The 15,719-nt window shown below is 51.6% G+C and carries 10 protein-coding genes and 1 other RNA gene; 9 read left to right on the top strand and 2 right to left on the bottom strand.

Annotated features, from left to right (window positions below; translation table 11 throughout):
• Position 1 precedes the first annotated feature (1 nt).
• Positions 2–3,844, top strand: a complete 3,843-nt coding sequence (gene addA, locus FYJ78_RS06775; RefSeq protein ID WP_154620639.1) for a helicase-exonuclease AddAB subunit AddA — start codon at positions 2–4, stop codon at positions 3,842–3,844.
• 165 nt (positions 3,845–4,009) lie between these two features.
• Here the strand turns inward: addA and ssrA are convergent.
• Positions 4,010–4,362: a transfer-messenger RNA gene (gene ssrA / locus FYJ78_RS06770) on the bottom strand.
• Positions 4,363–4,640: 278 nt separating this feature from the next.
• Here ssrA and FYJ78_RS13080 point away from each other — a divergent pair.
• The 8 genes from FYJ78_RS13080 (at position 4,641) to ftsY (ending at position 13,405) form a co-directional block, all read left to right on the top strand.
• Complete coding sequence (locus tag FYJ78_RS13080; protein ID WP_268878431.1) at positions 4,641–4,772, top strand: hypothetical protein; 132 nt, start codon at positions 4,641–4,643, stop codon at positions 4,770–4,772.
• Positions 4,756–5,709 (top strand): magnesium transporter CorA family protein, encoded by a 954-nt coding sequence (locus tag FYJ78_RS06765; RefSeq protein WP_328597665.1) that lies wholly within the window; start codon positions 4,756–4,758, stop codon positions 5,707–5,709. Before FYJ78_RS13080 ends, FYJ78_RS06765 begins: the two co-directional genes overlap by 17 nt.
• Positions 5,710–5,727: 18 nt before the next feature.
• A complete protein-coding gene (locus tag FYJ78_RS06760) occupies positions 5,728–5,952 on the top strand; it encodes a hypothetical protein (protein WP_154620637.1) in 225 nt (74 codons plus the stop codon).
• A 71-nt stretch (positions 5,953–6,023) separates the two neighbouring features.
• Complete coding sequence (locus tag FYJ78_RS06755) at positions 6,024–6,479, top strand: Rrf2 family transcriptional regulator (protein WP_154620636.1); 456 nt, start codon at positions 6,024–6,026, stop codon at positions 6,477–6,479.
• Positions 6,480–6,591: 112 nt separating this feature from the next.
• On the top strand, positions 6,592–7,776 hold the full coding sequence (locus FYJ78_RS06750) for a pyridoxal phosphate-dependent aminotransferase (protein ID WP_154620635.1): 1,185 nt from the start codon (positions 6,592–6,594) through the stop codon (positions 7,774–7,776).
• Positions 7,777–7,986: 210 nt separating this feature from the next.
• The gene (locus FYJ78_RS06745; RefSeq protein WP_154620634.1) at positions 7,987–8,895 is read left to right on the top strand and encodes a LysR family transcriptional regulator; all 909 of its coding nucleotides are present in this window, start codon (positions 7,987–7,989) and stop codon (positions 8,893–8,895) included.
• Between the two features lie 16 nt (positions 8,896–8,911).
• Positions 8,912–12,457 carry a chromosome segregation protein SMC gene (gene smc / locus FYJ78_RS06740; protein WP_328597664.1) on the top strand — a complete coding sequence of 1,182 codons (3,546 nt, stop codon included), beginning with the start codon at positions 8,912–8,914 and terminating at the stop codon, positions 12,455–12,457.
• 36 nt (positions 12,458–12,493) lie between these two features.
• Positions 12,494–13,405, top strand: a complete 912-nt coding sequence (ftsY, locus tag FYJ78_RS06735; protein WP_154620633.1) for a signal recognition particle-docking protein FtsY — start codon at positions 12,494–12,496, stop codon at positions 13,403–13,405.
• 148 nt (positions 13,406–13,553) lie between these two features.
• Here ftsY and FYJ78_RS13130 read toward each other — a convergent pair whose 3' ends face one another.
• Positions 13,554–15,641 carry a methyl-accepting chemotaxis protein gene (locus FYJ78_RS13130; protein WP_154620632.1) on the bottom strand — a complete coding sequence of 696 codons (2,088 nt, stop codon included), beginning with the start codon at positions 15,639–15,641 and terminating at the stop codon, positions 13,554–13,556.
• Positions 15,642–15,719: the final 78 nt, after the last annotated feature.

Raw genomic sequence — 15,719 nt, 5'->3', positions numbered from 1 at the left:
GATGAACTACACAGAAGATCAGCAGAAAGCCATTAAAGAGCGGGGGCGGAATATCCTCGTTGCTGCTGCTGCCGGTTCGGGAAAGACCCGCGTGCTGGTTGAGCGGATCATCCGTCAGCTGATCGATGGTGAGTGTGATGTCGATGAGATGCTGATTGTCACCTTTACGAATGCGGCAGCGGCCGAGATGCGTGAGCGCATCGAGCAGGCTCTGCAGCAGATGCTTCAGGATGCTGACGACAGTGCGCTGGCTTCCCGATTAGAGCGGCAGGTCGTTCTTCTGACCGGGGCAGATATCTGCACGTTCCATTCGTTTTGTCAAAAGATCATTCGGCAGTATATTGACCGGATTGATGTAGATCCGCAGTTCCGGCTGGCAAACGAGCAGGAGATGGTTTTGTTGGAACGCGATACGCTGGAGAGCGTTATGGAACAGGCGTATGAACGACCGTCGGACGAGGAAAGTCTGCCGGATTGGCGGGCGTTTCTTTCTTTTGTCGATGATTATGGCGATGAGCAGGGAGATGAATCGATTTTTGAAGCAGTGGAGAAGCTGTATCATTTCTGCCAGAGCCAGCCGTGTCCCGAAGACTGGCTGCGCCGTCAGCAGGAAGCCTATGCGTCGCGGGGTTCTTTTTGGCGTACAGGGTGGGGCAAGAGCCTGCTGACGGAAATCCGGCGGGCGCTGGATGATATCATTCGCGATTATGAGGCGGCTGCACCCGCTCTGAAAGAGGAGGGCGGGGCGGCCATCGGTGAGGCATGGAAACCATATGCGAAGCTGATGCGGCAGGATTTGGAACAGCTGGAGGAGATTCGTTCCCTGCTGCAGGGCTTTCAGCAAGAACCGGCGGAAGGGCAATGGGATGCGCTGTGCCGCCAGACTGAAACAATGAGCTGGACGGCTATGCGCAAAAAGGAATATAAAGAGCTGAAAGAATCGTTTCCTGCTGTCTGGAATGCCTTTATCGCGCAGCGTAAAGCAGTGAAAAACAGGTATCAGGAAAAGTTTCGGGATAAGTACTTCCGGGATTCAGAAGAGGATATTGCCTGTCAGCAGGCGGAAAGCGGGAAGACCGTCTGTGCTTATATCCGCCTGACGCTGGCGTTTATGGATGCCCTGCGCAGGGCGAAGCGGGAACGGAATATCCTTGATTTCAGCGATTTGGAACATGGCGCACTGGCTGTGCTTTGTGCAGATATTGGAAAGCTGCAGCAGGATACTCCATCTTATGTGCCGGCTGAGCCGGCTCTGGAACTCCGGCAGCAGTTCAAAACCATCATGGTCGATGAGTATCAGGATACCAACAGTGTTCAGGAAGCGATATTGAGCTTAATTGCCCGCCCGGCCAACCGGTTTACCGTTGGTGACGTTAAGCAGAGCATTTACCGGTTCAGGCTGGCAGACCCGCATTTGTTTCAGGAAAAGTATGACCGGTTTCCCGAACAGCCGTCACCGGAAGATCGGAATTTGCTGATTACCATGAAACAGAATTTTCGCAGTCGGGCAGAAGTCCTGGCTCCGATTAATTTTCTTTTCGATCAGATTATGACCCGGGAAGCTGCAGAGATAGAATATGATGTGCGGAGCCGTCTGTATCCCGGCGCCGTTTATCCGGAACATGATCATACCCTGCAGGGACCTGCGGAGCTGGACATCATTTTGAGCGGAGCATCCTCTGATGATGATGCTCCGGAGGATAAGCAGGAGGACAACGAGGAGGAATCCCTGGAGGGGTTCCGTTTGGAAGCACAGCATATCGCCGATCGGATTGGCTCGCTGATCGGCAGTCAGACTGTGGCTTATGATAAGGACAGCAATCAATATCGGCCTGTGCGGTATCGGGATATAGCCATTCTTCTCCGGGCTGTGCGCGGTAAAGCGAATATTCTTTTGGAAGTGCTGCGCAGCAACGGGATTCCGGCCTATGCTGATGTGGATGGCGGTTACTTTGAGGCGACAGAGGTTCGTCTGATCTTATCGCTGCTCTCTTTAATCGATAATGTTCGTCAGGATATTCCGCTGGCTGCTGTGCTGGCTTCGCCAATCGGCGGTTTTTCGATGGAAGATTTGGCCCGAATACGATTGGCGGCCGGAGATGGAATGCTTTATGACGGTTTGCTGGCGGCCTGCGATCTTTCCGCGCAGCTTCCCTCTGAACTTTCAGAGCGGGCGGCTGCTTTTCAGCAGGAGTTGTCGGGGTGGCGCAGATATGCCATGAGCCACAGTGTGCCGGAGCTGATCTGGCAGATTTATCGGGATACTGGATATTATGACTATGTGGCCGGTTTGAAGGGGGGGATTCTGCGGCAGGCCAATCTGCGCATGCTGACCGATCGGGCTGCGGATTATGAGCGTACCAATTATCGAGGGCTGTTTCGGTTCCTTCGTTTTATCGAGAATCTCAGAAAGCGCGATACGGATCTTTCGACAGCCCGCACATTGGGGGCCAGTGAAGATGTTGTGCGCATCATGAGTATCCACAAAAGCAAAGGATTGGAATTCCCGGTGGTTTTCGTGTCGGATATAGCGAAAGGATTCAATTTTCGCGAGGCAAAAGGAAATTTTTTGATGCATCAGGATCTGGGGATCGGGTTGAAACTGGCCGAGTGGACGGATGCTGGCCGGCAGATTTTTGCAACGATGCCATGGAAGGCCATTTCTTCAAAAATCACAGAGGAATCCAGAGCGGAAGAAATGCGCGTCCTTTATGTTGCTATGACCCGCGCCCGCGAAAAGCTGATTTTGACCGGGACGATCGCAGAGAATCGTATGCAGAATAAAGCGGCAGACTGGGGGCGGTGCGTTGACGGCGAGGAGCTGCAGCTTCCTACCGGATTTGTTCGCCGGGCCGGCAGCTATTTGGACTGGATTGTTCCGGCGATTGCGCGCCATCCGGACGGGGATGTCTTTTGTGAGTTTGCCGGTGTGACCCCATCCGGGGATGTCAGGGAGATCTGTCGGAAAGCGGAGCCGGATGCGCATTTTTCCGTCCGACTGCTCCGTCCGGCGGAGATTGGACGGCCGCAGGAGCACAGGGATGATGAGGATCCGCTGCTGATCGCCGCAGAGCACCTTGACCCAATGCCTGCGTCAGAGCGAAAAGAGCAGGTGGAATTTTGCCTGTCCTGGCAATATGATATGCGGGGATTGGAACATATTCCTGCCAAGGTGACGGTTACAGAAATCAAACACCGATTTGCCGAGAATGATTCCTTATCCCCGGAAGAGAGAAACGGGCAGTTCCTGCCGATGGCAGGGGATGGAGCTGCGGCCGGGGAAGCGGACTGGCCGAGGCCGCGTTTCCTGCAGGAAATGCCGAACCTGTTGTCTGCCGCCGAGCGAGGGACGATTATGCATATTGTTATGCAGCATTTAGACTTTCAGCGGCCGCTTACGTTTCAGGAGGTTCGGCGCCAGATACGGGTCATGGAAGAAAAACAGATTCTGCGTCCGGGATGGAAGGAGGCCGTTTATATTAAGGGAATTCTGCAGTTTGCTGGTTCGCCGGTCGGACAGCGTTTGAGACATTGTCAAAAGGTCTGGCGTGAACTTCCTTTCAGCCGGATGCTGCCTGCCTGCCGGTTTTTTCCGGAAGCAGAAGAGCAAACGGAACAGGTATTTCTTCAGGGAGTCATCGATCTGTTGTTTGAAGAAGAGGATGGAACACTGATTCTTGTCGATTATAAAACAGACCGCCATATCCGTCCGGAAGAAGCGAGACAGAAATATCGGGTTCAGATCGATTTGTATGGTGAATCCGTGGAAGCGATTTTGCATCGTCCTGTGGCTGAACGCTATGTGTACCTTCTGCAGGAGGGAGAGTTGATTTCGATGTCATAAACAAGGCGAAAGCATAAGGCGTTTGATTCGGTGAATACCGAAGCGGCGAAACGATCTGGAAACCAAAACAGCACGTGTTGGAGTGAGCTTCATCCAACACGTGCTGTTTTATTTATGAAGTCGGTTTATCGGCCAACAGGGGACGATACGACAGATATAGACAATTGGTGGAGATGAGGAGAATCGAACTCCTGTCCGAAAATACTGTTTCACAGAGTTCTCCGAGCGCAGTTTGTGTTTTTCTTTTAGAATGATGCCGTCCACAAACAAACAACATCCTTCCGATCCCGAAAAGGTTTCCTAGTCGGGCCTACGGGAAACGGCCCTCAAGTATCCCGCTGCTTGCCCCTTATCCATCTTCGCGGGAGAAAGACGGACAGGGGTTAGCCTTAAGCGGCTAAAGCGTAATCTTCGTTAGCTTTTATATTTAATAAAAGTTTTCACCTTACTGACGGGTTGATGACCCCCCGGCTCGCTGTCCATGGAACATATATCCCCGTCGAGACCATTACATCCCCACAAAGGTATTTTTGGCACATTGATACCAATATCCATGTTGCTATTATCAATATAGACCATCCGGGCAGGAATGTCAAGGACAGTCTATATTGATAGCGTGCGGGAGTTTTTCCAGTCACCTGCAGGAATAATTTACGGATTTGTGTATGGACAAGACGAGGACATTGGGAATATAATGAAATGCGGGAAATCAGCAGACAGGATCTGTTGAGAAATCGGTTGAGGATTAAAGAAAGGCTGGTGAGGAGAATGGACGATCACCCCGGTAATTCAAAGTATGAACGACGGAAAAAAAGATATGGGGAAAGACTGCCGTTTTTCGCCAGCTGTTTGGGCAGTGATTCTGGCGGGAAATGATGGTGTTTCCTCGAGTGGAAAGGAGACATCTGCCTGTGCTTCAGATTTTTAAATCGCTGGAGAGCGGTCCGCTGCAGGAGCTTACGCTGAAAACATTGGAAAAAGGTGCCTGGATTAATATCGTGGATCCGACTCCGTATGAGCTGAAAGTTGTCAGTAATTTGGCGGAAGTAGATCCTGATTTCCTGCGATCGGCACTGGATGATGAAGAACGCTCTCATACGGATATCGAGGACGATTCCGTCATGGTTTTGACCAATGTGGCTGTTTGCCGCGGGCAGGACAGTTATGATGCGCTGCCGTTAGCGATTATCATTACGGAGGAGTATATTATTACCGTTTGTTTGGAAGAGACGCCGGTTATGGCCGAGTTCAATGAACGGACGGCCAAGCTGTTCCGCACCTATAAAAAAACAAGATTTCTGTTTCAGATTTTGTATAAATCTTCAACGTTTTACCTGCGGTATCTGCGCCAGATCAGCAAGCTTTCGGATGAAATCGAGGATCAGCTTCGTCATGATATGAAAAACAGCGAGATTTTGCGACTGCTGGAACTGCAAAAAGGCCTGACCTATTTCAATGCGGCGATCCGGTCGAATGGAGCTGTGCTGGACAAATTGCTGCGCATGCGCAACAATGAGGCGCTGACACCGATATTGAAAGCGTATGATGAGGACGAGGATTTGCTGGAAGATGTCATCATCGAAAACAAGCAGGCAAGGGAAATGGTGGAGATGTACAGTAAGATTCTGGCCCGTATGGCGGATACGTTTACGTCCATTATTGCCAACAACCAGAATCTGGTCATGAAATTTTTGGCTGCAATGACGATCATCATCGCTATTCCTACGGTCGTATCCAGTTTCTTCGGCATGAATGTTCCTGTACCGTTTGAGGAGAATCATAACGGATTTTTGTATGTCATGCTTATAGCCTTTGGAATCAGTGTATCAGGAGCTTATGCGCTCTGGAAGAAAGATATGTTTTGACGGAAAGGAACATGCCCGATGATCATTGAATCAAAATTGAAGAGCGGCGTTATTTTCGGGGATAATGAGAATGGGGAATATGTTTATATGCCAGGCAGTGAGATCGGCGCAGTCCAGCCTCTCTGCGTGTTCGAATCAAGCCATGGGCGTGATGATGTAGATCTGCAGGAAGCGTTGCGTCTGATACGAGTCCTGAGCCTTCGCCCGTCTTGTCATCCCTTGCTGGGGTGGTCTTCCTGCTGAGTGTGAAGGAAGATTGCGCAGACTATAAAAATCTTGTATCATGACACTAATGAAATGAATGAGGTGACATCATGCAGATTTCAACGAAGTTTACGATTGCTGTGCATATCCTGACCGCTGTTGAGTATTTTTCGGGCAGCTATAAGGTGACCAGTGATTTTTTGGCGGGGAGTATTGGCTCCAATCCGGTTATTATTCGCAATATCATGTCGCAGCTCCGGGAGGCGGGCATCATTCATATTCGCCGCGGGCCGGGAGGGATTACGCTCGAACGGCCGCCGCAACAGATCACGTTTCTGGATATCTATAAAGCAGTGGAAACGAACAGCGGCGATGAATTGTTCCGCTTCCATGAAAATCCCAATCCTGCCTGCCCGGTCGGGCGAAATATTCATCAAGCCATGAATGCGGCACTCCGGCATATCCAGCAGCAGTTTGAAAACGAACTGAGCCGTCATAATCTGGCGGAGGTGTATGACCGGACGGAGAAGCGGATTGAGGAGGAAAAGGCGGATAAGATACGGTGAGGATGGATTTTTGCCAGCGGGATGATTCCTGCTGGCGCCTGTTTCTGTTATGTGTACCATGTAAACCGTATCAACGAAATAGATGATGTTGTTTGCAGATGAGGAGCTGGCTATGGTTAATCAGAAAATGTATGAGTTAGGAACAAAAAAATCAACGATTCGTACGATTTTTGAGTTCGGCCGCAGACGCGCTGCGGAGGTCGGAGAGGAAAATGTCTTTGATTTCAGTCTGGGAAATCCCAATGTGCCTACGCCGGAATTTATTAAGGAAGCGGCCGTAGATATACTGACATCGATGGAGCCCGCAGCGGTTCACGGCTATACGATTGCGCCGGGAAATCCTCAGGTTCGGGAGGCGTTGGCGGCCAGTGTGAATCGTCGTTTTGGCACGAACTTTTCGGCGGGGAATTTCTTTCTGACCTCCGGTGCGGCGGCAGCGATTACGATTTGCTTTAAGGCGCTGGCCCAGCCGGAGGATGAGTTTATTGCCTTTGCTCCGTTTTTCCCGGAGTACCGGGCTTTTGTCGAGTCTGTCGGCGGCCGTCTGGTCGTCGTTCCGCCCCAGCCAGAAGACTGGCAGATTGATTTTTCGTCATTTGAGCAACGGATTACGAATCATACGAAAGCGGTGATCGTGAATTCACCGAATAATCCGAGTGGTGCGGTTTATTCTGAGGCGACGATCCGCCGTCTGGCCGAGATTCTGAAGGCGAAGGAGGCGGAATACCATCATCCGATTTTCCTTATTTCAGATGAGCCGTATCGTGAAATCGCATTTGATGGGTATACGGTTCCCTATATCCCCAATTATTATGATAATACATTGGTCTGTTATTCTTACAGCAAATCGTTTTCTTTGCCGGGAGAGCGTATCGGCTATATTGTTGTTCCGAATGAGGTGGCGGATTTTGGCAAGGTATATGGCTCCATTGCTGGCGCTGGCCGTGTGCTGACGCATGTCAATGCGCCGTCGCTGTGGCAGCTGGTGATCGGGCGCTGTGCGGACAGACCTTCGGACATCCGCACCTATGTAAAAAATGGCCGGTTGCTCTATCAGGGGCTGACTGATGCGGGCTTTGAGTGCGTCAAGCCGCAGGGGGCGTTTTACCTCTTTCCCAAATGTCTGGAAGAAGACGATTATGCTTTCTGTGAACGGGCTAAACAATATGATCTGCTGTTGGTTCCGGGGACGGATTTCGGCTGTCCGGGATATTTCCGCGCGGCGTATTGCATCCGTACGGAAACGATTGAGCGTTCGCTTCCGCTGTTCCGTAAATTGGCGGCAGAATATCAATGACATCATGTTCATCGGTAAAGAGCTTTTCCTGCGAAAGGCTCTTTTTTGCTGGATAATAACTAAAAGGCATTGTATAATGGAAATGTGTTATATTGCACTGCAAATGAGAAATCGATAGACAGATAAAACGATTCGGCAGGGCACGATCTGAGTGAAATCGGCGAACGGTGTGTTGCATCATCGGGAAGCTTAATGTATGGGGGATTATGGATGGAATTTCGGCAGCTGGAATATTTCTGTACCATTAGTGAGTTGGAGAACTTTACGCGTACGGCGGAAGTGCTGCATGTTTCACAGCCGTCAGTGACAAAGGCAATCAAATCTTTGGAATCGGAGCTCGGTGTTACGCTGATTGATCGTCGGCAGAAGCACGTATGCCTGACGGAGCAGGGAAAGGTTTTTCTGATGCATGCGCAGCGGATTATGCAGGATGCGGCTTTTGCGCGAAAGGATATGATGCGGTATCGTGCAGATATGCAGGGGATGATTCATTTTGGGATGCCGCCGATGATTGAGGGGTATTTGTTTCCGGAGCTTTTTACGAAGTTTCAAGAGCATTTCCCGGAAATTACGCTGGATGTGCAGGAGTTCAGCGATTCGGATGAGGTACGTCTCCGCGCAGAAAAAGGCGATCTTGACTTCGGCATTGTACTTGGCGAAGCGGATGAGCAGCCGGAACATGAAATGATGATTATGCGGGATCGGATGATTCTCTGTCTGCCGCCCGACCATCCTCTGGCGGCGAAAGAAGAGGTTTCCTTTCATGATCTTCAGCATGAAAAATTCATCATGCAGCAGCCGAACACCTACCAATATCAGCAGATCATGAGCCGCTGCGGACAGTATGGATTTGTTCCGGATATTGTGCTGTGTACGTCCCAGCTTAAGACGATCAAGCAGCTTGTGGCTAACGGTGTGGGCCTTTCTGTTCTGCCGGATTTTGTTACGCGGATGGAGCAGATCTTTGTGCGCAGACCATTGAACCCACCTATGGAGCTGCGAATTTCGCTTTTCTGGGGCGGCGGCAAGGCGCTTTCTCACACGGATACGCGGTTTATGGATTTTATTCGGAATTACGCGGAGACGCCGGAATTTAAGCAGTCTTTCCGTCAGCATTGAACAGGCAGGTGAAATCGTGCAGTTAAAAAAATTGGAAGCGTATGGGTTCAAGTCCTTTGCGGATAAGATTGCCATAGATTTTGATCAGGGCATTACGGCGATTGTCGGTCCGAATGGGAGCGGAAAAAGCAATATTACCGACGCCATTCGCTGGGTGCTGGGGGAACAGAATGTGCGCAACCTGCGCGGTACGAAGGCAGAAGATATTATTTTTACCGGCTCTGCGTCCCGCAAAGCGCTGGGGGTTGCGGAGGTTTCTCTTTTTTTTGATAACGATGGGACATTGCCGGTTGATTTTCGTGAAGTGGCCGTGACCCGGCGCCTTTACCGCAGCGGCGAGAGCGAGTTTTATATCAATCGGTCGCGCTGCCGTCTAAAGGATATCTATAACCTTTTTGCGGATACGGGGATTGGTCATGACGGTATGAGCATCATCGGTCAGAATCGAATCGATGATATTCTCAACAGCAAACCGGAGGAACGCAGAGCCTTTTTCGAGGAAACAGCCGGCATTACCAAATATCGCAACCGTAAGCGTGAATCCGTTCGCAAATTGTCAGAGACAGAAGCCAATCTTGTCCGGGTGCAGGATATTATCCATGAAATCGAAAGCCAGCTGGAGCCATTGGCGCGTCATGCGGAAAAGACGCGAATCTACAATGAACGGCAGCAGGAATATCGGCAGTATCGGCTGGCCGGACTGGTGCGGGACTATGTGCAGGAGAGCGGGCGCAGTCAGGAGACCGAGAAAGAGCTCCGGCAAGCTCGGGACGCGGTTACGAAAGCTGAGACGCAGGAAAAATCCATGGTATCCCGCAAGGCGCAGCTGGATAAGGAAATTATTGATCTGGAGCAGGCGCTTCGAGGTCTGGCGGAAAAGAATGAAGGGCTTCGCCAGCAGATGGAAGCTGCATCCACGGAGATGGCTGCCTTACAAGAACGGCGAGATCAGAGTGACGCGGCGAAGGAACGCATTCGAAAACAGCGGGAAGCGTTTCGTCAGGAAATAGCTGCTGCAGAGGCGGACATGTTAAAGCTGTCTGAGCAGGAAAATCAGCAGAAGGACGATTTGACGCAAGCCGAAGCTTTGCTGGCAGGGGAACGGGAAAAAGCACGTCAGCTGGCACAGCGGATCCGCCTTCAGAAAAGAGCGGAGCAGGACGCACAGACGGGACGCGAAGAGAAACAGCAGGCTCTGGCGCAGAAAAAGCAGGAGCTGGCTGTTATCGATCGTGATATTGAAAACAGCAGCGATGATCAGGACAGTCGCCGTGCGATGCTGGATGAAGCCGGAGCAAGGCTTTCCAAACTGGAAGCCCAGCGGCAGGAGATGCGGCAGGCGGCACAGGAGCAGCAGAATCGGCTTGCCTGCTGTTCTGACGAACTGCATCAGGCAAGTCTTGTCGCCGATCAGGCGTCCAAAAAATTGGCGGGACTGCGTCATCGTTGTGATGAATCCGAACAGAAGATCCAGTCGATGCAGAGTAAGGAACAGTTTCTTCGCAGGATGCAGCAGGCTTACGAAGGGTTCGGCAGGGCGCCGCGCGCCGTGCTGCGGAGTCAGGCTCCGTGGCGTGCGGGAGTCGCCGGTGCTGTGGCGGAGTTGATTGAGGTGCCCAGAGACTATATCACGGCCGTGGAAACGGCTTTGGGCAGCAGCCTTCAGCATATTGTTACGGACGATACGGATACTGCAAAGGCGGCGATTGCTTTTTTGAAGCGGGAGCATCAGGGACGCGTCACCTTTCTGCCGCTGTCCACCATTACTGCCCGCAAGGCGCCGGATCTGGCGCTGAATCGTCAGGATGGTGTGATTGGCTGGGGAAGCGATCTGGTTAAAATACAGGAGAAATACCGGAAAATTGCAGAATATTTGTTGTCACGGACGCTGGTGGTGGATACCCTGGATCATGCACTGGCGCTGGCAAAACGACATGCTTATCGCCTGCGCATCGTCACGCTGGGCGGCGAATTACTGAATCCGGGCGGAGCTTTGTCGGGCGGAAGCAGCCGGCAGAAAGAGACCAGCTTTATTCACCGGAATGACGAAATCGAGCAGATTCGGGATACCCTGCGTCAGGAACGCGAAACGCACTCTCGTCTGACTGCAGACTGCACTGCTGCCCGTGAAGGACTGGACCGGGCGGAACAGAGACAGCAGGCGGCAACGGAGGAGCTGCATCAGGAAAATGTCCGGCGGGCAGAACTTCGCGTCAATCTGGAGCGGCTGAACGAAGCCTATGACGGACAAGTTCGCGTACGGGAAGAACTGATTCGGGAAGACGCTGCCCGGAAAGAGTCCTTTGCCCGCATTCAGAAAAAGCATAACCGGATTGCCAGAACAGTGGCGGAAGCGCAGCGGGACTTTGATGATGCGGTGAGAAAAGCCGACGAAGCGGCGGAGGAACTGGAGGATCTGGAACAGGACGCAGAAGATCTGTCCGCATATATTCAGAAGCAGGAAGTCAGCCGGGCTGTTTTGGAACAGGAAGCTTTGCGCAGCCGGGAGCATCTGCTGCTGCGGTCCCGGGATAAGGAACGCAGTGAGCAGGCGCTGCGGGAGAATGAAAAAGAGGAGAAATCCCTGCTGGAGGGGCTGGCCGAAAGCAGCATCCGTTTGAATGAATTGCAGGCCTGTCATGACGATTGGCGGCAGGCTTATACCAAGGGAAAGAATGAGCAGGATCATCTCTATGCGCAGCGTATGGACCGTCTGGCGGAAAATCGGCAGACAGATCAGGACGCGCACGAGGCTGCACATGCCCGGAATCAGGCGCAGGCCAAGGTTCACCAGCTGGAGCTTATCGCAGCGAAGATTCAAATGGCTCTGGATGAGCAGCAGGAAGCCATTTTATCCGAATATGGTCTGACACCAGAGCGTGCGATGGAAGAAGCGCCGGATATGGATCCGACAGAGCTTCGCGATCGGATGAAAGAACTGGAAAAGCAGATGAAAGACCTGGGCCCCGTTAATCCGAATGCACCGGAAGAATACGAAGAACAGAAAAAACGTCATGATTTTATGGCGGAACAGGCCAAAGATCTCATGGACGCCAAGGAAAATCTAGAGCATATCATAGCGGATATGGACGAAGCTATGACCAGGCAGTTCCGGGAGGCATTTCATGAAATACAGATCTATTTTAAGGATATTTTCGTCCGCCTGTTCGGCGGCGGAAAGGCAGAATTGAAACTGTTGGATGAAGATGATGTGCTGAATACCGGCATAGATATTCTGGTAACCTTACCGCAGAAAAAGAGGCAGAATCTGTCTGCACTGTCTGGTGGGGAACGGGCTTTGACGGTCATTGCGCTGCTCTTTGCCTTTTTGAAGTACCGTCCGTCTCCTTTTTCCGTTTTGGATGAGATCGATGCGCCGCTGGATGAGGCGAATGTTGTGCGTTTTGGGCATTTTCTGCGGGAATTTGCGGCGAGTACGCAGTTTATTGTAGTTACACATCGTAAGGGGACGATGGAAGCAGTGGATACCATGTACGGTGTTACGATTGAGGATGCCGGCGTATCGCGGATCCTTTCCGTCCGATTAGATGAAGAAAAATGAGACAGGATTTTATGCATTGCGTTGGAGGTTATGGATATGGGATTTTTTGACCAGTTGAAAAAAGGGCTGAACAAGACACGTGAAAACCTGACCGGAAAAATTGAAAAATTGATTATCGGTTATGCGGATATCGATGAAGATCTTTTAGAGGAACTGGAAGAAACGCTGATTATGGCTGATGTTGGTATCAAGACGACAGAAACCCTGATGGAGGCAGTACGCCGGGGAATCCGGAAGAAAGAAATCCGTACGCCGGAAGATCTCAGGCCGTTTCTGCAAAAGCAGATCGCAGAGATTCTTAATCGCGGCGAGGATGCGACCCGCGAGGCTGGCGAAGGTCCGACGGTTCTGCTGGTCATAGGAGTCAACGGAGCCGGAAAAACGACGACGATCGGCAAGCTCAGCGCTTATTACAAACATCAGGGGAAGTCTGTTATGCTGGCTGCGGCGGATACCTTTCGTGCGGCAGCCATCGACCAGCTGGAGGTATGGGGCCAGCGGACAGGAGCTCAGGTAATCCGTCATGAAGAGGGCTCCGATCCGGCATCTGTGGCCTTTGATGCGGTCCGGGCGGCAAAGGCCCGTCATATTGATATGCTCATTATCGATACGGCAGGGCGTCTGCAGACCAAATCAAATCTTATGCAGGAGCTGGAGAAGATCAATCGGGTTATCGGCCGCGAAATTCCCGGGGCACCCCATGAAACGCTGCTGGTTTTGGACGCAACGACTGGTCAGAACGCGATCAGTCAGGCTGAATTATTTACTAAGGCTGCTCCGATTTCTGGTGTTGTCCTGACGAAACTGGATGGTACGGCGAAAGGCGGCGTGGTCATTGGCATCAAAAACCAGCTCGCCATGCCGGTCAAATGGATTGGCGTCGGCGAAGGGGTAGAGGATCTGCGGCCCTTTTCGGCGGAGGATTTTGCCAAGGCTTTGTTCCAGTAAGCGGAGCCCGCTGGTTTACCATCATCCGCTGCGTCCGGTCAGGTGTCCTGTGATATCGTGACCCGGTGATGCAATTTTTGTTTTTTGACACGATAAAGCCCCTCTGCGGCAGCAGAGGGGCTTTATCTGTAACAGGCTTAAATCGTCGTCAGATGCCCATTTCAATATTATGAATGGCCGTCGTCAGCTTATCCATTTCCTGCCTGGTCTGCTCGTTGATTTTTTCCAGAGAGCGGATAGACTGTGTAGAATTCTGGATATGCTGGATTCCCTCACGCAGATTTTGGTGAAGAGTTTTCATCTGCAGATCGAAATGGGTATCGAATTCATTGATCTTTTCCTCGAAATTCTTGTTGTCGTCAAGGATTTTATCGATTTCAGCCACATCGCGGAGGAGGATGCTGATCGCTTCATCCGAGGTATGCAGGCTGGATTGCGTATTCTCAGACAGCTTGCGTACTTCCTGTGCGACAACGGAGAATCCGCGGCCGGCTTCCCCGGCGCGGGCTGCTTCGATGGCGGCGTTGAGTGCCAGAAGATTGGTCTGCGCTGCAATTTCGTTGATCATCTTCATGACATCGTCAATTTTTTGCGTGCTTTGCGACAGCATATCGAGTTTTGGCGTGATTTCACGGTTTCGCTTCATAAGCTGATTAAAAAGACCATTTTGTTCGTCGATTCCGTCAGAGATTTGATGGATCGCATCCTGAATCAGATCGACATCGTCAGACATGCGGGTAATGGTCTGGACGATACCGGGCATTTTTCCCTGATAATCCTGGAACATACGAATCAGATTATCTTTCAGCTGTTCCGTGTGTTTCTGCCGGTTGATAACGCGATGGAAGAAAAAGGCATTACAGTTGGCATAGCTGCGGGCAAAATTATCGATGTAAGCATCGGCAAAGGGGGCGCCCTCTTTGATATGATAGAAAAAGATGGCCGTTAATGTCTCATTGACATGCAGCCCTAAAATTTCACCAAAGCTGGAGAATCCTGCGACCGGAATATCCTTGAACAGATCAATGTGCTGAATGTCTTCCGGATACCCGAGACGCCGCAGAATGCAGTCGTTGAGAATGCCGCCGATCGGATGCGGCTTGCCTGCCCGGTAGGCGGCGATATCCCGCGCTAGGGATTGGTTCAGCGGTGTGCGCTTGAGAAGATAAAGTTTTTCTCCAGCAACGACATCGCAGAAGAAGCTGATGCGTCCGAGATTTTCGTCAATGCCGGAGATTGTGCGGATGAAATTATCACCCCGTATATCGGTGGCAAAGGTATAGCCCTGCAGCTTTTCCTGCAGTTCCTGGAGTGTGGAGACGCCCAGACGCTCTTTTAGCACGTCGATGAAGGGAACCGGTTCTCCATTGGGGCCTTCCACTGTTTCGATATAGCGCAGAGCGGTATTGGCGCCGCTGACGGTAAAGACATCGCCGGTGCGCTCAACGGCCTGTGTTTTCAGGATACCATATCGGTATGGCTTTTTCAGCCGGATCAGGGTAATGACCGCATGATTTTCCAGACATTGCTGATTATCATAGATGTAGGTGTGGTCGAAGGTCATATTTCCGGCAGCGCTTCCGCCGATAAAGGGGATGGGGAACATGCCGGATTCGAACATAGCCTGCAGGACGAAGGTTTCACAGCCGGACAGGCCGTCTACATAAACGAGAGCGAAAGCATGGCTTACGCTGAGACGGAACGAAACGGAATGCTTTTCGATTTCCGCACGAATCGCATCTACGCGGTCGCTGACGGACATTGAGACATTGCCGCTGCGAAGGTCCTCGCAGGGAAGGGGGATGCTCAGGATTTCTGATGATTCAATCATGCGGTTGGAAAAGGCCTGCAGCAGAATCTTTGCCCGGCCGTCCTGCGCGGAGCAATAGAGCGTCGAGCTTTTCTGCGGGCGGCAGAGCTCTCCGGCGGTCGTCATGAGAATGAGCTTGGCCGAGGACGGGAGAGACTGTTTTATCGTGCGGGCGATCTCGGAGACATCCAGATCGGGCGATACAAAACCCATCATCAGGGCACAGCCTTCTGCTACATCTGCCAGTGACTGGATCCGGTCGGGGGTCAGTTCATCGCGGCCAAGATATCCAGTACGAATGTCCTGCTGGCTGGATACAGCAGGCACTGGCCGATTGGCCGGGGCTGGTACTGGGTTTGCTTGTGTCGTTTGCGTCGAACCGGCCTCTTGTCCTTTTGGAGCCGGAGAAGAAAACATACGAAACATTTCAATACACCTCTTTTAATTCCTCGTGAAGAAAAACGGCAGGATCTCGTCGGAAAAGACAGATATCAGCGATCCATG

The sequence above is a fragment of the Wylensekiella montiformis genome (assembly GCF_009697385.1).
In the GTDB taxonomy this organism is placed as follows: domain Bacteria; phylum Bacillota; class Negativicutes; order Selenomonadales; family Selenomonadaceae; genus Selenomonas_A; species Selenomonas_A montiformis.
The sequence above is the reverse complement of the archived record's forward strand: the minus strand, read 5'-3'. Positions and strand labels throughout refer to the sequence as shown.